The following is a 20,375-nucleotide window of genomic DNA, read 5'->3' as shown; positions in this document are numbered from 1 at the left end:
GGGGAGAGCCGGTAGCGAGCGGCGTCTACTTTTCAAGGCTCGGTACCGGGGGGGTGAAGGCGGTCAGGAAGATGATCCTTCTGCGGTGACTGTCTCATTTGAGTAAAAAGAGTCGAATAAAGACCCGGTTGTCAAGTCAACGAAAGAACTGGTAGCCGGGTCTTTCGTTGGAGGGGGATCCGGTTTCCATTCCCCATCCGGCCGGAGACTTGCTCTGCCGCGGAAACACCATTCCAAACGGGAGATTGACACCGGCTACAGGATTGATGTATCTTGAACCTTTATGTACCGGGCGACTGAGATCTTGTAGAGTTTACTGATTAGCCAGAGGAAAATCATGTGGTTGACACTTAGTGAAGAAGAACGGATGATCCAGAAGACCATTCGTGATTTTGCCGCCAAAGACCTTGCCGCAGTTGCGGATACGGCAAATCGTGAAGCTGTGTTCCAGGACGCCATTTACAGAAAACTGGGTGAACTGGGATTCATGGGGATGACTGTTCCTGAAGAGTATGGAGGGGTTGATTTCGGGACATTCTGTCTCACCCTGGCTCTTGAAGAGATCAGCAGGGTCTGTCCCGCGACGGCGATAGCGGTATCGGTCCATAATTCGCTGGCAAACGCGATCGTCCTTAAATATGGGAGCGACGCTCTCAAAAAGAAGTACCTCCCGTCGATGGCATCGGGAGATATGATTGGAGTTTACGCGATAACAGAGAGTGAAGCGGGAAGCGACGTATCGGCGATCAGGATGACGGCTGTCGTCGATGGTGATGATTATATCCTTAACGGAAACAAGATATTCATCTCTACCGGTGATAAAGCCGGCGTGATAATAGTAGTCGCCCGAACAGATCACGGCAAAAGGACTGATGGTCTTTCAGCCTTTCTTGTCGAACCGTCTTTTCCGGGCTTCTCGATCGGGAAGCGTGAACACAAGATGGGCATGAAGTCGTCGACGACAGTCGAACTTGTGTTCGAGGATTGCAGGGTGCCGGCAGGGAACCTGATCGGAGAAGTCGGTCACGGGATGAAGATCGCTCTTGGCGCTCTGGACGGTGGAAGGATCGGGATCGCTTCCCAGGCGCTTGGAATAGCCCAGGGAGCTATGGATGACGCGGTCCTTTTCGCGAGGGAGAGAAGCCAGTTCGGTCAGAAGATAATAGATTTTCAGGGGACGAAGTGGAAGATCGCCGATATGGCGGTAAAACTTGACGCGGCAAGACTTCTTGTATACAGAGCAGCGAGGATGAGGGATGAAGGCAAGCCCTGTTCGAAAGAAGCGTCGATGGCGAAATTATACTCGACCCGCGCGGCAAACGAGATAGCCTATGAATCGATGCAGATACACGGAGGAGTCGGTTATACCGAAGAGTTCCGTATCGAGAGGCTTTTCAGGGACGCCCGCGTCACCGAGATATATGAGGGGACCAGCGAGATACAGAGACTTGTAATAGCGAAAAAAGTCATAGAAGAGTACGAGCAGGCTTATCCATCCTGATCCGGATAGGGAAAGGACTGCCGAGAGGAGGAAGAATTGAAGATCATTGTTCTGCTTAAACGCGTTCCTGATACCGAAGCGAAGATCCTGATCAATCAGGAAGGTACGGGCATCAGGGAAGACGGAGTAAAATTCATAATCAATACATACGATGAATATGGGATCGAGGAAGGGATCAAGCTGAAGGAAAAGATCGGCGGAGACAGTAAAGTCACCGTCGTCTGCCTCGGTCCTGAAGAATCGACCGAGGTCATACGGACCGCTCTTGCCATGGGTGCTGACGACGCGGTTCATATCTGCGATCCGGCTCTGAAGGCGCCGTCTCCTTTCACGACCGCTGCCGTTCTGGCAAAAGCTATCGGTGAAGAGGGGTTCGATATCATATTTTGTGGAAAACAGGGTATAGACGATGATACGGCGCAGGTCCAGAGCGGCCTCGCCGAGATGCTTGATATTCCCCAGGTGAATATCGCAGGCTCTTTCGAGCTTTCCGAAGACGCCTCGAAAGCGGTCGTGGGCAGGAGGATCGAGGGTGGAACAGAGATGATCGAGACCTCGCTTCCAGTGATCGTCTCATGCGACAAGGGTCTCAATGAACCGAGATACGCGTCGCTGCCCGGTATCATGAAAGCGAAAAAGAAAGAGATAAGGACCAGGACTCTGGCCGATCTGGGATTCGATGAAGCTCCAGGCGCCGGCGCGAGCAGAATATTAAAATGGCTTACCCTTCCAAAGGGAGGGGAATGCAGGATGGTCGAGGCTGAAGAGGTCTCGGATGCTGTCAAAGAACTTGCTCGCCTGCTGCGTGAAGAGGCAAAAATCATATAAGAGATTATGGAGGATTCTGCAATGGCAAACGATGTTCTGGTTTTTGGTGAATTAAGAGGTGGAGAGATCAAGAAGGTGGTCAGGGAATTGATCGCCGCGGGTAAGGTAATAACGGAAAGCACAGGTGGATCGATTGACGCGGTCCTTATGGGAAGGGGATCTGAAAATGAGGCGGAGAAGGTCAGAAAGCTGGGTCTTCGAAAGATCGCCGTCTTGAGTGACGAGATCCTGGATAACTACTCTACTGAAGGTTACGCGGAAGCTCTTGCCGGAATGATAAAGGAAGAAGGATACGGTTATATTCTTCTCGGCGCGACGGCCATGGGGCGCGATCTCGGCCCGAGAACGGCGGCGAAGGTCGATGGAGTGATGTTCAGTGACTGTGTCGATCTCAGAGTCGAGGGTACTTCCCTGGTGGCGCGCAGACCTGTCTATTCGGGCAAGCTCCTTATCGATATTACTCCGGTGGGAGATCATCCTGTATTCGTGACGATAAGACCGAATAATATCGCCCCGGCTGGGGAAGGTGCCGATTCGAGCGATGTTGTGCAGAGGCCTTCCGGAGTGACAAGAGAGATGATAAGGGCTATCGCTACCGAGATCGTCCCTCTGAGCGGTGGACGTCCGGACGTAAGCGAGGCTGATGTGATCGTCTCCGGCGGAAGGGCGATGAAGGACGCGGCGAATTTCAAATTACTCGGCGATCTGGCCGATCTTTTCGGAGGAGCTGTCGGTGCTTCAAGAGCCGCGGTCGACGCGGGATTCGCCGAACAGCCTCTGCAGGTAGGTCAGACCGGCAAGGTCGTCAATCCGAAGCTCTATATAGCATGCGGGATATCCGGAGCGATACAGCATCTGGCCGGGATGAGGACTTCGAAGGTGATCGTAGCGATCAACAAGGATCCCAACGCGCCTATATTTGAGAAGGCTCACTACGGCATCGTTGGAGACCTTTTTGAGATCGTCCCGATCCTGACCGAGGAGATAAAGAAACTTCTGAATTAGTTTTTTGCGGACCGGGGTTCCGGGATTTTTTCTTTCTGGAGGTAGTATGACTGTACAGGGTGCTATCCTGATCGTTCTTTTCGCTGCCACCCTGGCGGCCTTCGGTTTTATCGTAAGGATGTTGATCCGCACGCTTCTGCTAGGCAGAAAGCAGGGCGGATTCGGTAGTCCCGGCAAGCGTATCTGGTCGGTAATAGTATACGTCGCCGGGCAGGCAAGAGTTCTGGCGCAACCCGCCGGGATAGGTCATTTCCTGATTTTCTGGGGATTCATCTTTATTACGCTCGGAACAATAGAGCATATAACCGGCATGATCGTCCCCGGCTTCAGCTATGTCGCTCTTTTCGGCGCGACAGCAGCCGGATGGATATCTCTTCTTCAGGACATTCTGGCGCTTCTGGTCCTTTTCGCAATCATAGTGTCGTTTTACAGGCGGTTTATTATTAAACCGGTCAGACTCAAAATAGACGACCCGGGGGCGAGGAATGAAGCGGTATTCATACTCTCGCTGATCTTTGTACTGATACTGCTTATGTTCTGCATAAAGGGTATCGGGATCATAGACGGGAAGATCGATAGCCGGTATGCTCCTGTTTCAGCCATCGCCGCGAAGCTTTTCGAAGGAAAAGGATTCGATCTGCACATAGCCGAGAGCATCCTCGCCTGGATACATCATCTGATCATTTTCTTTTTCCTGCTTTATGTTCCGTTCTCTAAACATATTCATATCCTCGGAGCGATCCCGAATATATACCTTCGCAATCTCGGATCCCCCGGAACCCTTTCGCGTATGGATTTCGAGGATGAGACTGCTGAAAAATTCGGCAATTCAGAGCTGCAGGATTTCACGTGGAAGCAGCTTCTCGATCTCTATGCCTGTACCGAATGTGGAAGATGCCAGGCGGCCTGTCCGGCGTTCATGACAGAAAAACCGCTGAGTCCCTTCAGGATGATCCATCGCATGAGAGGGCTTCTTATGGAGGACAGGGGAAGATTGCTGAAGGCTGCGCCCGAGAGACTGGAAGGTATGCCGATCATCCCCGGTACAATGACAGAGGACGAGATATGGGCCTGCACGACGTGCGGCGCCTGTATGCAGGAGTGTCCTCCATTCATCGAGCACGTTCAGAAGATCGTCGACCTGAGGCGCTATCTCGTTATGACGGAAAGCCGTTTTCCCGCCGAGATGCAACCGGTCTTTAAAAATATGGAAGTCAATTATAATCCATGGACGATGGGATATTCGGCGAGGGCGGATTGGGCCGAGGGCCTCGATATCCCTCTCGCTTCAGAAAAGAAAGAATTCGATATCCTCTTCTGGGTCGGTTGCGCCGGTTCTTTTGATTCGAGGGGCCAGAGTGTCAGCAGGGCGATCGCCAGCCTGTTGAAAAAGGCAAAGGTCGATTTCGCTATTCTAGGGACCGAGGAGATGTGCTGTGGGGAAACGGCGAGAAGGATGGGTAACGAATATCTCGCCCAGACGCTGATCGAAGCTAATATAGAAACGCTGGGAAAATATTCGTTCAACACGATCCTGACCGCCTGTCCTCACGGGTTGAATACGTTCAGGGTCGAATATCCCCAGTTCGGTTACGAAAAACCGGTAATGCACCATAGCGAATTTCTGCTGGAGCTGGTCAGGGAAGGAAAGCTCGGGGCGGTGAAGGCGGATTTCAAAAAAGGCGTCTATCACGATTCATGCTACCTGGGACGCTACAATGATATCATCGATGAGCCGCGTGATCTGATCAATAGCGTTGTCAAGACCGATCTGGCCGAATTCGGACGGCATGGAAAACGTTCTTTCTGCTGCGGAGCTGGCGGAGGACGCATGTGGATGGAAGAGGATACAGGAAAAAGGATAAACGAGGAAAGGGTCGATGAGTCGCTTGGACTCGGAGTAGACCGGATCTTCACCGCCTGTCCTTTCTGTCTGACGATGTTCGAGGACGGACTGAAATCCCGTGATGTTGAAAATATCAAAGTGCTCGATATAGCGGAACTTGTCGCCGGGATCGATAAATAGGACCGGGCGCGGGATGTCCCGGCCGATCAATCCCCGGGATCTTTCAGAACGACCTGGATAAAGTGGCGGAGATCATCGTCAGCGAGAAGTCGTCATCCCTTCTCGAGTGGCGTTCAGGGTCGTGGGTAATAAAAAGGTTCAACGAAGTCTCTGCCTGCAATGAGACATTACCCATCAGCGAAAGCCTGTTGAGATAATAGTCGGAATAGATATCATTTTCCTCCAGCAGATAATCCCTTCGGCCAGGTTCGTACGTACAACTCATCCAGAACCTGTCGTGCCTTGACAATTCCAGTCCGAGGACGATCGAGCCTTCGCGATACTGCTCTTCCGGAAACTCATCGCAGAACATCCCCGCCAGGCGGGGTTCTATACTGATATTGATATACTCTCCCGCTGACCAGGTCGCGCCTGTCCCCGCCCTGAGAAAATGCGTGTTGAAAAAGGTAGTCGATGGATCGTCGTAGAGATAGATCTCCGATTCGATTCTCAGATCGTATCTGGTCTTATCAGACTGGATGATCGAATAATCCGCGAAAGAATAGATGATCCAGCTGGAACTTCTGGTATTCTCCCTGTATTCTCTCCTGTCGGCTGAGATCGAGAGTTCCGTCTTCCGCTTCATGTCAGACACAAGATGAAATTCGATATCGGTCTGGAATCGGTTGAAACTCAGAGCTGTCGAGTCGGGGACATCCCTGTATCCAGCGGAAAAGCCGACGCGGAAAAAATCATCGAAATACGATCCTTTTTCCATCTCCAACCCGGTGTCAAAATAGCGGTAATCATAATCGAACGATGTCCTTTTGCTGAAATCGACAAGTTCGACCCTTGTCTTTGACGCGATCTTCAACCGATCTTCGAAATACCTGCTGATCTTCATGTGCAGGTTCGACTGAGCGTAATCGTTTCCGAATGTGTAGTCGCTGCCTTCCCGGAAATATTTCAGTCTCAGGTTGTTCCTCAATTCGAACAGGAGGGATTTTCGCGATCCCGCGGTGAATCCGGTGACAAGATTCTCATTGACCGTCTGATTTCCAAACTTGAAGGTGTTGGAGATATCAAAACGGGAAAGATCATTGTTCCAGTCGAGCGAATTGGCAAGAGACAGGTAGAATTCTTCTATCGCTTCAGTCGTATCGTCTTCCAGAATGGTAAACCTGTCGATGTATGAATCATATCCGGCAAGAAGGGATGAGCGCAGCTGAGTGCCTGCGTTGGCGTACCGGAAGGCGAGGATGCTGCCGCATAGAGAGATCAGGATCATTATTAAAACGATATGAGGGGATCTTTTGTTTCCAGTCATCAAGGAGTCTGCCTGAGTAATATTTCCGCTTCACTCAGAAGCTTTATCGCTAACAGGGGGTCTCCACGAAGATAAGCATCTTCGGCTATTTTGACAATAGTCCATATTTCTATCAATACAGGGTTCTTCTCTTTATCGTTTTCGTTTCCGATCTCGGCGATAAACCCGGAGTGGATCTCTACGAAGAGATCCTCGTAGTCTGTCCTTGAAATGGAATCTGCGGCCGCCGGATACAGATCCTGTTGATCGGCAGCTGGCCTTTTCAGATCAGATGTTGAAGCACAGGCTGAAAAAACAGCGATCAGGATGATGAATATGGGCTTCATCTTCAATCGGCGCATATTTCTCTTACCCGCTGGTAGATATTTCTCGCTATCCTTGCCTCGGCATCCGCCTGGCCGTATCTTTCCTTCTCGAAAAATCCGACAGCATTGTCAAGATGCCTGTTCGCGCGTTCGAAGAGGTTACGCGCTCCTTCCGCGCCGCACTCGGCAAGATCGGCCTGGATATTATCCCTGACCTGCATCGCCGTTTCGATATTCTTTTCCGCCTGCCCAGGTTCGATTTCAGATCCGCCTGACTGAACGGCCTCTCTCAGCATCGAACGCACCCTTATGATCAGGCGTTTACCCTCGTCAGCGCGGTTATTGGCGAATTCTTTCCTTGCTCTCTCGAGAAGCGCCTCGGATCTCTGAACGACGCCGGTCGGATCGGAAGCGTCCGCGAAATGTTCTCTGGCCCTTTCAAGAAGCCTGTACGCTTCTTCAAGACCGTTCTCGGCGATCCCGTTTTCTCCGTTCGGGAACTGGCGGGCAAAACCGCGAAGGATCCTTTCACATTTCTCGATCGAGAGGCGCGCCGCCTGGTACTTACCCTCGGCTATCATCTCTTTCGCTCTTTCAAGTGATCTGACAGCCTGCTCCATCCTTACCCTGTCATTTTCGGTGCCGTTCTGATCTACCCTTTCACGCGTTCTTATGAGGAGTCTTTCCATCAACATCAGACGCCGTTCGCTCATCTCCTTAAGGTCGAGGACCTTTCTGAAACGTTCCTCCGCGCGTACGGCGAGCTTTCTCGCGTTCTCCGCTAGATTCATGGCGAGCTGGTTTCTGAGCTGGTTGGCGTTCATATGAGATTCTTCGAGAAGATCACGGGACCTGCTCATCAGCCCGAAAAGGCGTTCATCCCTGACGCCGGTCTCCGTCACGCGTTCCCGGAGCCTGAGAAGTTTATCCCTGGTATGTTCGGAGAGATTGGTCAGTTTTTCCTCTATGCGGGCGTCATCTCTGGCCAGGGCGATCGCGTGCCACGCTTCCTTTCGCGCTTCCATAGTATATTTGTACGCGAAGGTATTGTGATGAGCTTCGAACTGGTTCAACGCTCTTTCCTGAAGCGCTATCGCCTTGTCAAGGGATATCCGGGCTATCTGGCTTCGGCTGTCGGCTATGATCGATTGCGCTTCCCTGATCACTTCGCTCGTTTTTTCAACCGCGCTGCGGGTAGCCTCGGTATCGGCGATCTGCGCGAACGCCGCTCCGGCAAAGGTGGAGGTCACTGCCACGACGAGCAGTATGATCATTGTTTTACAGTATTTAATGTTCATGGTGTTATTTGCTCCTTTCAGTAACTTTCGGAAATAATAACACGCAAAGGGTATGCCATGAGGCACAAAAGACCTTATCTGTAAATAATACAATACATTAAGGTTAAATATGATCTCCTCGAACAAGGTATATTGTACTATATCGTTCAGTTTTGATGGACCGTAGGGTGCATCGATTCACTATATCATTCATCTTCTTCGGCCGGTCCGGAGGCAAGCCCGTATTTTTCGAGCCTCCCGTAAAGAGTCCTTCTGGTTATTCCGAGGATAGAGGCTGCTTTGCTTTTATTTCCGCCCGATCGTTTTATGGCAAGTTCGATCAGTGATTGTTCGATCTCAGGAAGCGATTTTTTACCGATAAGCGACCCAAGGGCATCCTCTGGAGAGGAAAGAGCCTGCCCGGCGCCGAGAGAGAGGTGAGCCGTCGTTATCGGTCCCGATCCGGCGAGGATCGTCGCGCGTTCAAGGATGTTCCTCAATTCCCGTACATTTCCCGGCCAGGCGTATCCAGACAGTTTCTCAATCACATCTTTACCCAGGGGGGTCAAATGTTCCGCCCTGCCTCTTATGAAATCCTCGGCGATTGGAAGAATGTCTTCGGGCCTGTCCCTCAGAGGAGGGATCCTGACCGGGAAGACATTGAGCCGGTAATAAAGATCGCTTCTGAAAGATCCTTCAGCCGACATCTTTTCAAGATCCCTGTTTGTCGCCGCTATCACCCTGACATCCACTCTGACCGGCCTCGAACTGCCAAGGGGAAGAAATTCTCCCAGCTCGATAGCCCTGAGAACTTTCGCCTGCAGGGCGACGGGGAGCTCGCCGATCTCATCGAGAAAGATCGTCCCCTTGTCAGCCAGTTTGAACTGCCCCGGTTTTTTCTGCGACGCCCCCGTAAAGGCTCCCTTCTCAAAACCGAAAAGTTCACCTTCGATAAGCGTGTCGGGTATCGCGGCGCAGTTTAAAATTATATAAGGGTTGGAAGAACGCCTGCTTGCCTTATGGATCTCCGCGGCGACAAGTTCCTTTCCCGTCCCGCTTTCTCCGAATATCAATACCGGCGTATCTGTCGGGGCCACTTTCAAAATGACATCCCTGACATCATTTATTACCGGGGACGCGCCGATCAGTCTCGTCTCAGATCCCGTGGTCGAAACCTTTTCACGCAGGGCGAGGTTCTCTACTACCAGATCGCGTCTTTCCTGGATTCTTTTCAGCAGAAGGATTACTTCATCCATCTGAAAAGGTTTTACAAGGTACTCGTAAGCCCCCTCGCGCATCGCTTCCACTGCCGTCGAAGCTGAAGCGTAGGCAGTCATCATCACGAAATCAGTGCCGGGGGATCTTACCTTCGTCTGGCGAAGAAGCTCCAGGCCATCCATACCGCCGAGGCGCAGGTCGCAGAGGACAATATCTGCTTTGCCTTCTGTTATCCGGATCAGGGCTTCTTCAGCGCCTGTAAAGGTCTCTACATCGAATCCCTCACTGGCGATACGTTCGGAGAGAAGCATCGTGATCTTGATCTCATCGTCGATAATCAGTATTCTGCTCATCTTCTATTCTCCATCGTTGTCTGGCACTGGAAGCCTGACTGTTACAGCCGTACCAAGTCCGGGAGTGCTTTCCATATCGATTGTCCCATGGTGATCCTCGATAATCCTTTTCGCTATAGACAGACCGAGACCGCTGCCGTTTCGTTTTGTGGTGAAGAAAGGTTCGAATATCATCGACATCTCTTTTCTGCCGATCCCCGATCCGTGGTCCCTGAACAGGATCGTATAATTTACCCCATCTGTTTCGAGGGAGACCTCTATCGCCCGGGCTTCTTCCGACGCTTCCCTTGCGTTTAACAGGATATTGAGAAGCGCCTGCTGAATCTTTTTCTCGTCGCAGACGAAGGGAGACTCTGGAACTGACGAACTGTATTCGATAATCGCATGTCTTTGGGCCGTTCCTTCTTCGATGAGTCTTATCGATCTGTTGATGATCAACGCCAGATCGCAGAGTGATCGGCTGGTAGCTTCATTTTTCGCGAAGGCCAGATAGTCTGTCAGTATGCCGTCAAGCCTGTCTGTTTCTTCGAGGATGAACTCATCGATATCTTTTGCCGAACCGGGGCAGGTGCGCCGCAGTTTTTCGGCGCTGCTCCTTATTATGAACAGGGGGTTGCGTATCTCATGCGCTATGCCGGCGGCCATCCTGCCCATCGAAGCGAGCCTTTCCGATTGAAAGAGAGACTCTCTTGTCCGTAAAATGGACCTCGTCGCTTTTATGATGAAGAGGATGAAAAACAGCAATCCGGCGATTGAGACCGAGGTCGAAGCGATCAGGATCTTCCTGAGGTCTTCAATCCCTTCAAGAAAGGCGGCGTTGGCTTCGACTGCCGCGACCAGTCCCGAACTCTCCGATCCTGGAGGGATCGGAGCATATCCCGCCTTGAAATATTCGCCCTGCTCGGAGCGGACCAGTCCTGTCGAGGAAGGATCCCCCTCCAGCGCTTTTATTATCGCAGGATAATCCATATTCCAGAGGGGATATATATCGCCAGGCTGGAAGAGTCCGGGGTGCAGCGAGATGATGATCGTGCCGTCTTCGCGCAGTACGGTTATATTGGAAAGAGAGAACTCCTTGCTGTAATCGTGGAATATAGCCGGTGGTTCCTCGCTGATCCCAAACATATCGATCTGATCTGAAAGTTCAGCCATCGCGTTCGAATCGACTGAAGCTGATACCATCGAAGCGAGAGATCGCAGGCGGGTCGAAAACTCCCTGTCAAGACCTGAACGGATCTGGTTGTAATAATACCAGTTGATAGACATAAGGAGAGCGATGATGATCAGTATCCCAATCATCATCCAGGCGTTTCTGAGTACAGTTGCCGCTGATTCTTTCTCCATGGATAGAATATTTACCTTATCGAGTGAAACCTTGCAAGAGCATGTTTCTTCCATGTGGGGTCATGAGACGCTTTTTTGTATTTTTCCTTCGCTTCAGTTTTTCTTCCCTGCTTGAGCAATGCTTCTCCCCAGTAGAAATAAAGTCCCCCCGAGGAGGGGAATTCTTCGATCCCATCGCGCACAAGCGCGAAGATATCGTCTGTCCGCCCGGTCTTCATAAACAGCTTGCTCAACGAGACATAGACTTTCTGTTTTTCCGCGCGCGGGATATTTTTCAGGCCGAGAGCCTTTTTGTAATATTTTATCGCTGCTTCATCATGAGACATCTTTTCGTGCAGAGAGGCCAGGCTCAGGCAGGCCAGGGGGTCATCCGGATCAGACTTATGGGCTTTCGCGTAATATCCCAAAGCTTCTTCTTTTCTGCCGCTGTTGAAGCTTATATATCCGAGGTGAAGGTTGGCTATGTAGTTATCTGGATTTCTCCCCAGTGTCTTTTTAAAGGCCGCTTCAGCTTTCTTTGTCTTGCCTCTTCCATAATAAAGTTTGCCGAGCAGAGCTGTGGCAAGTTCAAGGTTTCCCGCTTTGAGCAGATAGACTTCCGCTTCATCCCTGTAACCGAGTTCGAGGCCGGCCCGGCCGATAAGCAGGAAGTGCCGGCTGTCGGCGCCTCCCAGAGATTCCGTCTTCATCATTTCCGTCCTGACCTCGCTCCACCTCTTTTCACGTTGAAGCATCGTCCCCGTCTCGTACGCCGCGTCAGGATCGGAGGGATCTAGTTCATAGACTCTTTCCCATGTCCGGGTGGCCGATTTCCTGTCTCCGTCAGCCGTATATACCCTGGCGAGGAGCCTCATAGCTTCCAGATTGTCCGGTTCCCTGCCAAGAAGTCCAGTCAGCATCTCCTCGGCTTTTTCATATTCACTGTTCTGCGCCGCGATGGTCGCGTCAAAAATGACTGCTCCTGCAGAAAGAAGCCCTGGTCCATTTTCGACGACCTTTCCGGCATCTTCTTTCTGGCCGGTTACAGCGCCAGACGGTGGCGTCCCGGCGCATCCGGCAAGGATGATCATGGAGATGATCGGCCCCGCAAGTATGATAAGTGGAAAAAGATACTTCGAATATTTTCTGATCTCCATTTCTAACCTTTCAATTGTCACCTGGATCGTTCAGGCATCACCGCCGTTGTTTTCCCCGAATAAATAAAACCATCCACAGATGATAAATAATAACATTCGAAGCGTCATGGAAAGGATGAAAAATAATGATTCCCTGACAGTATCTGTCGTGACCGGGATCGCCGCCGCGTCCGAAGGTGCTATTTCTGGTGCAAAAAAGCTTCGATATGTTATAATCACTGAGGGATCGGCCGGTGGTTTCCGGAAAGGATCTGGAAAAGAAAAGCCTTTATGGAAAGCGGATATTTCATATGGATATTAGAAAAATTGTTACAGCGACACTGGTTCTTGCCATGCTCATCAGCCAGGTGGGCTGTTCCGGATCGGAAAAGAAAAAAAGAAAACTGTCGGGGTCGACTGAAATAACAATACTCTTTTCAAGCGATATGCTCGGGAAGGTAAGATCCTGCGGATGCACAGTCCTCGATGTGGGCGGCCTCGGCAGGAGGACGTCATATGCCGATCGTGTCAGAGCCAGTTCCAAGAACCTTCTTATAATCGACGCGGGAGACGCTTTCAGCCTTGATCTTGCCTATCTGCAGAGTGAAGCGGAGATCACTTTTGAAAGTTTCAATATAATGGGGCTCGATGTCTTTACTCCCGGCGAACTTGAATTTATATTCGGGTTGCCTTTTCTGCAGGCCCTGGCGGAGAATGCCTCTTTTGATATCGTATCGGCAAATATCATCAGCACGGAGACGGGGGAGCCGCTCTTTGGAAAAAGTTTTGTCGTAAAGGAGTATGAGGGGGGAATCAGGATCGCGATAACAGGTGTACTTGATGAAGCGGTACGTTTCCCCGGGTATATCGACAAGAGCGGATTCCGGGTCGAACCAGCCGAGAAGACGCTGAAAAAAATCCTTCCCGCAATGAAGCGTGAAGCCGATTTCCTCATACTTTTAAGCCATATGGGCGTCGATAGGACGGAGGATCTGCTCACCCGGATCCAGGATTTCGATATCGCGCTTGTGGGTCATGGAAAACCACTTATCAAAGAGCAGAAAATGGCGGGAAGGACCCTTCTGCTGGCGACAGGAGGGCTCGGGCAGTATATAGGTACTATCACCCTCAAGATCAGTCCGGGAGGAAAATATACAAGCGGCCTTCTGTCACAGATCCAGCTCACTTCTGAGAAATATGAAATCGATCCGAGGATCAGGGACCTTTTTTATCAATACGATCTGCCACTTACCGACAAGGAATTCAGAAAGAAGGGCAAATCGGTCGAGAGGTGACGGGTTTCCTTCGATGATCCGGAAAAACATGGTTTTAATGACGAACCGGTTTAATAATTTGTAGTTGACAATACTCCGGATGCGTATTAATTTTCAACGGTGAAATAGCCTTGGTATATGGTGGTATCCTTCTTATTGTAGAAATAACAAGAGGGTTTTATCTGTTCACTTTTGACAAAGGAGCGTATCCATGTCGAAGTTCTTTTCATCCGTTCTGATCCTGGCCCTTATTACTGGAGTATTTGCTGGTTGCGGTGGTTCGCTCGATGAGACCTATCAGATGGTCACTATCAGGGAAGCGGGGCACGCAAACATTACCAGTCCGGGCTTCAAGTTCGGCTTCGATACGCCCAAATTCATTGCCGTCAACGGCAATGTAGGACTGGTCCGCGACGGCAACCTGATCGAGTTCTTCACGGGCGAAGACCTCGAGAACAAGGTCAAGCTGGTTGAGGGCCGCAAGTTTGTCGCGGGTACGAGAAAGGTCTTTTCGCCCCGCGTCCACTTCGCGATTGATTTCTTTGTTGTCGGCGGCGATACAATCAAAGTAGGCGAGCCTTACTCCACGACATTCCCGACTCTTCTCAGGGGATTCGACGAGGGACAGTTCGAAGAGGTGGACATCAACGGGATCGATTCCTCCACGAGGAAACTCAAAGAGATCTACGACACGAAGTTCAAGGTTCCCGAGGCTGAACTTACATATGAAGAAGTCGATTACAAGGGCGAGCCTGAAATGGCTTATATAGTGACTCTTCCAAACGTAAGGTTCATCCTTGAAGAGGTGAACCCCGGCATGGAACTCATACTCAAGGCCCTGATAGCCGAGAATCTTTTCTTCTCGGGCGGCCTGAGCTATGGCGGAGCTCCTTCGGCCTCCCTTTTCCCGAGATCCTACAGGACCAGCACGAAGATCGGCGGGAAAGCCACGGTCGAGTACATCAAGTACGCGGGCGAAGTCGTTCCCCTGACCCAGTAGACTGATTTACGGGAAATAGTAAAATGGTGGAGGGCTGGTCATCTGACCGGCCCTCTTTTTTGCCGGAAAGGATGCCAGGAAGGCCCATATCGCTTCCGAATCGGGATTTCCATGCGCGCCGCGCGTCTGATCCTGTTTATGCTTGACCGCCGGCCTTCCTCTGAATTAGTTTAAGAAGCGTCGGATAACCTGTATAGAGACAAGGAGAATAAGTGCCGGAAAATCTGAAGGTCGGGGACAGCGTAAACAGGATCATGGTCGTCGCGAAAAAGGTGAAGAGAGATTTTTCCAACGGCAGATTTTTTCTCTTTCAATTTTCCGACAAGGACGGGACAGTAAAGGGTGTCTGGTGGGATCCCGCCCGCGAAGCTGATAAAATCAAGGCTGACGATGTGGTACGGGTGACTGGCGAGATCCAGGAGTACCAGGGAGCTCTGCAGATAAGAGTCAACTACGTCGAACTGCTTGCCGAGGGACAGTACGATCCTTCGGCTTTTCTTCCCTCCTCATCAAGGGACCTCGATTCACTTTACTCGGGGATAATGGAGATCATAGCCGATGTGAAGAACAGTGATATCGCGCGTCTTCTCGACACGATTTTTTCAGATGACCAGTTCAGGATGAGATTTCTTAAAGCTCCGGCGGCTAAAGGCTGGCACCATTCTTATGTCGGAGGGCTCGCTGAACATCTCCACGATATGGCGAGGATTGCAGTCTCAGTCTCGGATGTGTATGAAGAAGTCGACCGCGATCTGCTTCTTGCCGGTGTCTTTCTGCACGATCTTGGAAAGATGTCAGAGCTGTCGGTCTCCAACCATATAGACTATTCCGACAGGGGAAGATTGCTCGGACATATCAGCATGGGAGTCGAGCTGCTCGATGAATATCTGCGGGGAATCGGGGATTTTCCTACGGATCTCGAGGTCAGGCTGAAACATATGATACTCAGCCACCATGGACAGCTAGATCACGGATCGCCAGTCGTTCCGATGACGATCGAGGCGATGCTTCTCAGTTATATAGACAATCTCGATGCCCAGGTCAGAGGTTCCCTGATGGTCCTTGGAAACAGTACGGGAGAGGGTAACTGGAGCGATTATGTCCGGCTTCTCGACAGATTTATTTACAGGGGTGATGGAGCAGGGGAAGCCCCCGGTGAAGAGGAGGGTGATGAGGATGGATAGATTTCCCGCCTGGGTAGAAGTCGATCTCGACGCGTTCAAGTGGAATATCAGCAGGATCAGGGAGCATGTTGAGGATAGGGTTGATATTCTTCTTGTAGTAAAGGCGGACGCGTATGGACACGGAGCGGTGAGACTTTCGCAGATGGCAAGCGAATGCGGGATAAAGATGCTCGGTGTGGCGACCCTCGACGAAGGCCGCGAACTGAGAAAGGCGGGGGTCCGGTTGCCCGTGATCATTCTGAGCCCCGTTCTTCCGCAGGAGATGCGCGAGGTCCTCGAAAATGACCTGGCAGTGACGGCATCCTCTGTCGCTTTCGCCAGGGCGGTGTCCAATGCGGCGCGGGAGAAGGGGAAAGTATGCACGATGCATGTCGAGATAGATACGGGGATGGGACGCGCCGGCCTGCCGAAAGATATTGCGGCCGAGTCGATCAAAGAGATGAAAAGAATGGAGAATCTCAATATAGAAGGAATATTCACTCATTTCCCCGCCTCTGACAGTGATTTCGATTTCACCTTCGATCAGATCTCTGAATTCGGAGAGATCCTTCGTAAACTCGAGTCTGACGGAATAAGATTCAGATATGTCCATTGCGCGAACAGCGCGGCTGTCGTCAATTTCCCCGATTCGCGTTTCAATATGATACGACCGGGTATCCTCGCTTATGGACATTATCCGTCAATCGACCTGAGGGAAAAGATAGATGTCGTACCGGTGATGAATTTCAAATCAAGATTGATCCTCGTCAGAAGCATCGAAGCGGGAGAGAGCATAAGTTATGGAAGGACTTTTATAGCTCCCGAGAGGATGACGGTAGGGGTGATAGCCGCCGGTTACGGGCATGGCATGAGTCACCGCCTTTCTAACAAGGGGAAAGTCCTATACAGGGGAGAGAAAGTCAATATTATCGGCAGGGTGACCATGGATATGACGATGGTCGACCTGGCCGGATTTGAATCCCCCCGGGTCGGGGAAGAGGTCGTCATATTCGGAAGGCAGGGGGAATCAAGCATAAGCGCAGATGATATAGCACAGTGGGACGGTACCCTGAATTACGAAGTCCTTTGCCGGATAAGCAAGAGGGTCGTTCGCGTCTATCTCAGAAGCGGGCGTATCGAAAGCACAAAATCGCTCCTTGGAGTCCAGGAGATCTGATCGAAACGGGCGGAGCGATTGAACCGGCCGGAACATTTCCAGATAAAAGACCGATAGTCAACGGGAGGCATAAATGGCCGATAATCTCATGATTAACAGGATGATAGACCATACGCTCCTTAAACCGGAGGCTACCCCTGAAGATATAATCAGGTTATGCCGCGAGGCGGTAGAATATTCATTCTACAGCGCCTGCGTGAATACTCACTTTGTCCCTCTTGTATCGCGAGAGCTCGATGGGACCGATATAAAGGTCTGTTCGATCGCCGGGTTTCCACTGGGAGCTGTCGATACCGCAGTGAAAGCTTTCGAAGCCCGGAGGGCGGTCGAAGCGGGAGCAGACGAGATAGATATGGTATTGAACGCGGGAGCGGTCAAATCGGATGATTGGAACCTGGTACATGATGATATCGCGGCGGTCGCCGATTCCTGCGGCGATGCTCTTTTGAAAGTAATAATCGAAGCGGCGCTTCTTACTGACGAAGAAAAGAGAGAAGCATGCAGGACGGCTGTGAAAGCCGGCGCGGGGTTCGTCAAGTCCTCCACCGGATTCGGCCCGCCAGGGGCCAATATCGCCGATATAAGGATAATGAGGGAGACGGTTGGTCCGGGCATCGGGGTAAAGGCTTCAGCCGGGATAAGGACCGCGGTTTTTACCGTAGAGTTGATCGAAGCCGGAGCAAACCGGATAGGAACCAGCGCCGGAGTACAGATAATGAAAGAATATCTCGGGGATGGCTGAAAGGCATTTTTAAGAGATACCAGGCGCGATAGGTGTCTTCCGGGAAAAGAGGCTGCAAGCGGCAGTGGAACGGGTTTCCAGGGTATCCTATCTTCTCGGCAATTCCTTTTCCTCAGATGCTTCCCTGTCCATTTCCCTGAAATCCTTGTCGGGATCGAGAAGATCGTAGGCGCTTATCCTGTGCAGGTCGCAAGTCCTGGAAGGTTCATGTCCCTCGATGAAAAGTTCCCTTCTGACATTCTTGCAGTATGGAGTCGCCAGAAGGCCTGAATCGGTGCAGATCATCGCTTCTGATATCCCGTCAGGCCTGGTGAATTCGGGACCTGTGTTACCGGGGTGGGCGGCCTTCATTATCCACGTCCATAACGGGAGGGCAGAATATGCTCCGACCATATTCTTTCCCATAGGGATGACTCCGTGACTGAATCCGGTCCATACTCCGACTGCGAGATCCGGAGCGTACCCGATGAACCAGCCATCCCCCTCATCATCCGTGGTTCCTGTCTTTCCGGCGCAGGGGATCTTCAGCCCCATATATCTCGCGGTCCTTCCCGTACCCTCGTCGATCGTCGTCTGCATCATATCGTTCATGATATAGGCGATCTGTGCCGAGAGGACCTCTTCCTGCGATTCCCTGTAATCCTCGAGGATATTGCCATCGGCGTCCACGATCCTGAGAATAGCCATCGGTTCGGCCCGGATCCCACCGGTGGCGAGTACTCCGAAAGCCGATGTCAGATCGAGCAGCGTGACTTCCTGCGCACCGAGAGCGAGAGAGAGGTACGGCATCAAAGGAGTCCTTATACCCATTCTTTTCGCCACGTTGATGACCGCGGGGCCTCCGAGTTTCTGCAGAAGTTTTACCGCGGGGATATTTATCGACTTGTCCAGAGCGAATCGCAGCGAGACAGCGCCGTGAAATGTCCTGCTGAAGTTTCTCGGTTTGTATACTTCCCTGTTCGGCATCTCGATGACAATAGGAGTGTCCAGAAGAATGTCCGAGGGAGAATATCCATATTCAAGAGCGGCGAGGTATATGAACATCTTGAAAGCGGATCCCGGTTGCCTCCTCGCCTGTATGACACTGTTGAATTTTTTTTCCTTGAAATTTCTTCCTCCGACCATCACCTTGATATGACCATTACGTGGATCGATGGCGACAGCAGCTGACTGGAGATAGTCCGGTGCTACTTTAACTCCGGCGGTGAGTGAATCAAGATACATTGCCCTGGTAAATTCATAACCGTTCTTTTCCTCGAGACTGGTTATGAAGGTCTCCATCGAGTCCTCGGCAACTTTCTGAAGGTACGGGTCTAGGGTCGTGTAGACTGTCATTCCCCCGCTGTAAACGGCGGTGTCGCCGTATTTCTCGACAAGTATCTGGCGGATATATTCAGTGAAATAAGGAGCCGACTGAACGTCATCTCCATCCTGTTCGACTACATCGAGAGGCTTGGTCTTGAGGGTGTCGAGTTGAGCTTCGGTTATTACTCCGTATTCCTGCATCGCCCGAAGGACTATTGCCCTTCTTTTCAGAGCTCTTTCCGGACGCCTGAACGGATTATATCCCGTGGGGTTCTTTGGCAGTCCGGGAAGCAGTGCGATCTGGTGCAGTTCGAGGTCTTTCACAGATTTGCCGAAGAATCTCTGCGATGCCGCTTCGACACCATAGCCCCCCCCTCCGAAGTAGATCTGGTTAAGGTAGAGTTCAAGTATCTCATCTTTCGAATATGCCCGTTCGATCCTGAAGGCGAGCAGTATCTCCTTGATCTTTCTGGCGAAAGTCTGTTCCTTCGTCAGGAAGAGATCGGTCGAGAGCTGCTGGGTGATCGTGCTCGCCCCTTCCTTTATACGCCAGTGCCGGATATCTTTCCACGCGGCGGAGAAGATACGTATGAAATCGATTCCGAAATGATCATAGAAACGCCTGTCTTCAACGGCGAGGAAGGCCTGTTTTAGCGGCTCAGGGATCTCGTCGAGGGGAAGAAGGATCCTGTCCTGCTTGTAAAACTCCCTTATCGTCGTGGAATCGGCCGCAAGTATCCTGGTCTTGAGGGAAGGTTCGATCATCTCGAGCCTCGCCATCGACGGCAGGTCCCTTGAGAACCATAAATATCCCGCCGTAGCAATCCCGATTATAACGACTGCTACAAGGAGAAGGATCTGAAGGATCAGAGCCTCGATCTTTTTCAGTGGCCTGTGGCGCATCGACCGGCCGCCTTTCAGTGTTTTCCTGACCTGTTCGACTATGAAAAGGTAAATGTATTGGACCTTTATTGCCAGCCTTTTTACGCTTAATCGCACCTTTGTCAAAAAAAACACACAAAAATTCAATTTTATTTACGATTAGAGTTGACAAGGGAATCGAGAACTATTATATCTTTGCGAGCATTCGATAGAGTGCGGTCAGTGTTGAATTCAGGTTCGATAAATAATTTACGAAACCTCAAGTTTGATATTGACAAGCCAATACAACTTGGATATATTGATTGTTCGGGAATTAATTTCCATATAGGGAAATACGCTCTTTGAAAAAGAAATAGTGTGCGACGAACCGGACGAATGTGAGGGCCCGACGACTCCTTTCGGAGTCGAAAGGTTTGGAATGTACGTCAATATGGACGCTGCTTAGGCAGTGTATTCATATACAATTCTTTACAACGGAGAGTTCGATCCTGGCTCAGAATGAACGCTGGCGGCGTGGATTAGGCATGCAAGTCGAACGAGAAAGTGAAATTTAT

General features: G+C 51.1%; 16 protein-coding genes and 1 rRNA gene. 10 read left to right on the top strand and 7 right to left on the bottom strand.

Translation table 11 applies throughout. The features are described 5' to 3' along the window. Positions 1 to 337 precede the first annotated feature (337 nt). Genes JW814_11125 through JW814_11110 form a run of 4 tightly spaced genes read left to right on the top strand, consistent with a single transcriptional unit; the run spans position 338 to position 5,360 of the window. Complete coding sequence (locus JW814_11125) at positions 338 to 1,501, top strand: acyl-CoA dehydrogenase family protein (GenBank protein ID MBN2071997.1); 1,164 nt, start codon at positions 338 to 340, stop codon at positions 1,499 to 1,501. Between the two features lie 36 nt (positions 1,502 to 1,537). After that, a complete protein-coding gene (locus JW814_11120; GenBank protein ID MBN2071996.1) occupies positions 1,538 to 2,329 on the top strand; it encodes an electron transfer flavoprotein subunit beta/FixA family protein in 792 nt (263 codons plus the stop codon). Between the two features lie 21 nt (positions 2,330 to 2,350). Continuing rightward, a complete protein-coding gene (locus JW814_11115; GenBank protein ID MBN2071995.1) occupies positions 2,351 to 3,334 on the top strand; it encodes an electron transfer flavoprotein subunit alpha/FixB family protein in 984 nt (327 codons plus the stop codon). A 46-nt stretch (positions 3,335 to 3,380) separates the two neighbouring features. Further along, a complete protein-coding gene (locus tag JW814_11110) occupies positions 3,381 to 5,360 on the top strand; it encodes a 4Fe-4S dicluster domain-containing protein (GenBank protein ID MBN2071994.1) in 1,980 nt (659 codons plus the stop codon). Between the two features lie 43 nt (positions 5,361 to 5,403). Here JW814_11110 and JW814_11105 read toward each other — a convergent pair whose 3' ends face one another. The 6 genes from JW814_11105 to JW814_11080 form a co-directional block, all read right to left on the bottom strand. Beyond that, positions 5,404 to 6,666, bottom strand: coding sequence for a hypothetical protein (locus JW814_11105; GenBank protein ID MBN2071993.1), 1,263 nt, complete (start codon positions 6,664 to 6,666; stop codon positions 5,404 to 5,406). After that, complete coding sequence (locus JW814_11100) at positions 6,666 to 6,998, bottom strand: hypothetical protein (protein ID MBN2071992.1); 333 nt, start codon at positions 6,996 to 6,998, stop codon at positions 6,666 to 6,668. Before JW814_11100 ends, JW814_11105 begins: the two co-directional genes overlap by 1 nt. After that, positions 6,995 to 8,269, bottom strand: a complete 1,275-nt coding sequence (locus JW814_11095) for a hypothetical protein (protein MBN2071991.1) — start codon at positions 8,267 to 8,269, stop codon at positions 6,995 to 6,997. The genes JW814_11100 and JW814_11095 overlap by 4 nt, the downstream gene beginning before the upstream one ends. 185 nt (positions 8,270 to 8,454) lie before the next feature. Next, positions 8,455 to 9,819, bottom strand: coding sequence for a sigma-54-dependent Fis family transcriptional regulator (locus tag JW814_11090; protein MBN2071990.1), 1,365 nt, complete (start codon positions 9,817 to 9,819; stop codon positions 8,455 to 8,457). A 3-nt stretch (positions 9,820 to 9,822) separates the two neighbouring features. Continuing rightward, entirely contained in the window at positions 9,823 to 11,121 is a 1,299-nt protein-coding gene (locus JW814_11085) for a hypothetical protein (GenBank protein MBN2071989.1), read from the bottom strand. Between the two features lie 53 nt (positions 11,122 to 11,174). Then, positions 11,175 to 12,299: a tetratricopeptide repeat protein gene (locus JW814_11080; GenBank protein MBN2071988.1), complete on the bottom strand. Its 1,125-nt coding sequence runs from the start codon at positions 12,297 to 12,299 to the stop codon at positions 11,175 to 11,177. Between the two features lie 290 nt (positions 12,300 to 12,589). Here JW814_11080 and JW814_11075 point away from each other — a divergent pair, with 290 nt between their 5' ends. From JW814_11075 to deoC, 5 genes are all read left to right on the top strand, one after another. Then, positions 12,590 to 13,573, top strand: a complete 984-nt coding sequence (locus tag JW814_11075; GenBank protein MBN2071987.1) for a bifunctional metallophosphatase/5'-nucleotidase — start codon at positions 12,590 to 12,592, stop codon at positions 13,571 to 13,573. Positions 13,574 to 13,763: 190 nt separating this feature from the next. Next, complete coding sequence (locus JW814_11070) at positions 13,764 to 14,552, top strand: hypothetical protein (GenBank protein MBN2071986.1); 789 nt, start codon at positions 13,764 to 13,766, stop codon at positions 14,550 to 14,552. Positions 14,553 to 14,764: 212 nt separating this feature from the next. Then, entirely contained in the window at positions 14,765 to 15,736 is a 972-nt protein-coding gene (locus tag JW814_11065) for an HD domain-containing protein (protein ID MBN2071985.1), read from the top strand. Further along, on the top strand, positions 15,729 to 16,892 hold the full coding sequence (alr, locus tag JW814_11060) for an alanine racemase (protein ID MBN2071984.1): 1,164 nt from the start codon (positions 15,729 to 15,731) through the stop codon (positions 16,890 to 16,892). The genes JW814_11065 and alr overlap by 8 nt, the downstream gene beginning before the upstream one ends. A gap of 73 nt (positions 16,893 to 16,965) precedes the next feature. After that, positions 16,966 to 17,634 carry a deoxyribose-phosphate aldolase gene (gene deoC / locus JW814_11055; protein MBN2071983.1) on the top strand — a complete coding sequence of 223 codons (669 nt, stop codon included), beginning with the start codon at positions 16,966 to 16,968 and terminating at the stop codon, positions 17,632 to 17,634. Between the two features lie 87 nt (positions 17,635 to 17,721). On the opposite strand, the gene JW814_11050 is transcribed toward deoC, so the two are convergent. Next, positions 17,722 to 19,956 (bottom strand): PBP1A family penicillin-binding protein, encoded by a 2,235-nt coding sequence (locus JW814_11050; protein MBN2071982.1) that lies wholly within the window; start codon positions 19,954 to 19,956, stop codon positions 17,722 to 17,724. Positions 19,957 to 20,291: 335 nt separating this feature from the next. Here JW814_11050 and JW814_11045 point away from each other — a divergent pair. Next, positions 20,292 to 20,375: ribosomal RNA gene (locus JW814_11045) — 16S ribosomal RNA — on the top strand; the annotation flags it as partial.

The sequence above is a fragment of the Candidatus Krumholzibacteriota bacterium genome, assembly GCA_016932415.1.
Classification (GTDB): Bacteria; Krumholzibacteriota; Krumholzibacteriia; order Krumholzibacteriales; family Krumholzibacteriaceae; genus Krumholzibacterium.
Note: the sequence above shows the minus strand (reverse complement) of the source record. Positions and strands in the feature narration are given on the sequence as shown.

Excerpts from the sequence above, each read along its gene's own strand:
- JW814_11125 (MBN2071997.1), top strand. The coding sequence starts at position 338 with ATGTGGTTGACACTTAGTGAAGAAGAACGGATGATCCAGAAGACCATT.
- JW814_11115 (MBN2071995.1), top strand. The coding sequence starts at position 2,351 with ATGGCAAACGATGTTCTGGTTTTTGGTGAATTAAGAGGTGGAGAGATC.
- JW814_11110 (MBN2071994.1), top strand. The coding sequence starts at position 3,381 with ATGACTGTACAGGGTGCTATCCTGATCGTTCTTTTCGCTGCCACCCTG.
- JW814_11105 (MBN2071993.1), bottom strand. The coding sequence starts at position 6,666 with ATGACTGGAAACAAAAGATCCCCTCATATCGTTTTAATAATGATCCTG.
- JW814_11095 (MBN2071991.1), bottom strand. The coding sequence starts at position 8,269 with ATGAACATTAAATACTGTAAAACAATGATCATACTGCTCGTCGTGGCA.
- JW814_11090 (MBN2071990.1), bottom strand. The coding sequence starts at position 9,819 with ATGAGCAGAATACTGATTATCGACGATGAGATCAAGATCACGATGCTT.
- JW814_11085 (MBN2071989.1), bottom strand. The coding sequence starts at position 11,121 with ATGATGATTGGGATACTGATCATCATCGCTCTCCTTATGTCTATCAAC.
- JW814_11080 (MBN2071988.1), bottom strand. The coding sequence starts at position 12,299 with ATGGAGATCAGAAAATATTCGAAGTATCTTTTTCCACTTATCATACTT.
- JW814_11075 (MBN2071987.1), top strand. The coding sequence starts at position 12,590 with ATGGATATTAGAAAAATTGTTACAGCGACACTGGTTCTTGCCATGCTC.
- JW814_11070 (MBN2071986.1), top strand. The coding sequence starts at position 13,764 with ATGTCGAAGTTCTTTTCATCCGTTCTGATCCTGGCCCTTATTACTGGA.
- alr (MBN2071984.1), top strand. The coding sequence starts at position 15,729 with ATGGATAGATTTCCCGCCTGGGTAGAAGTCGATCTCGACGCGTTCAAG.
- deoC (MBN2071983.1), top strand. The coding sequence starts at position 16,966 with ATGGCCGATAATCTCATGATTAACAGGATGATAGACCATACGCTCCTT.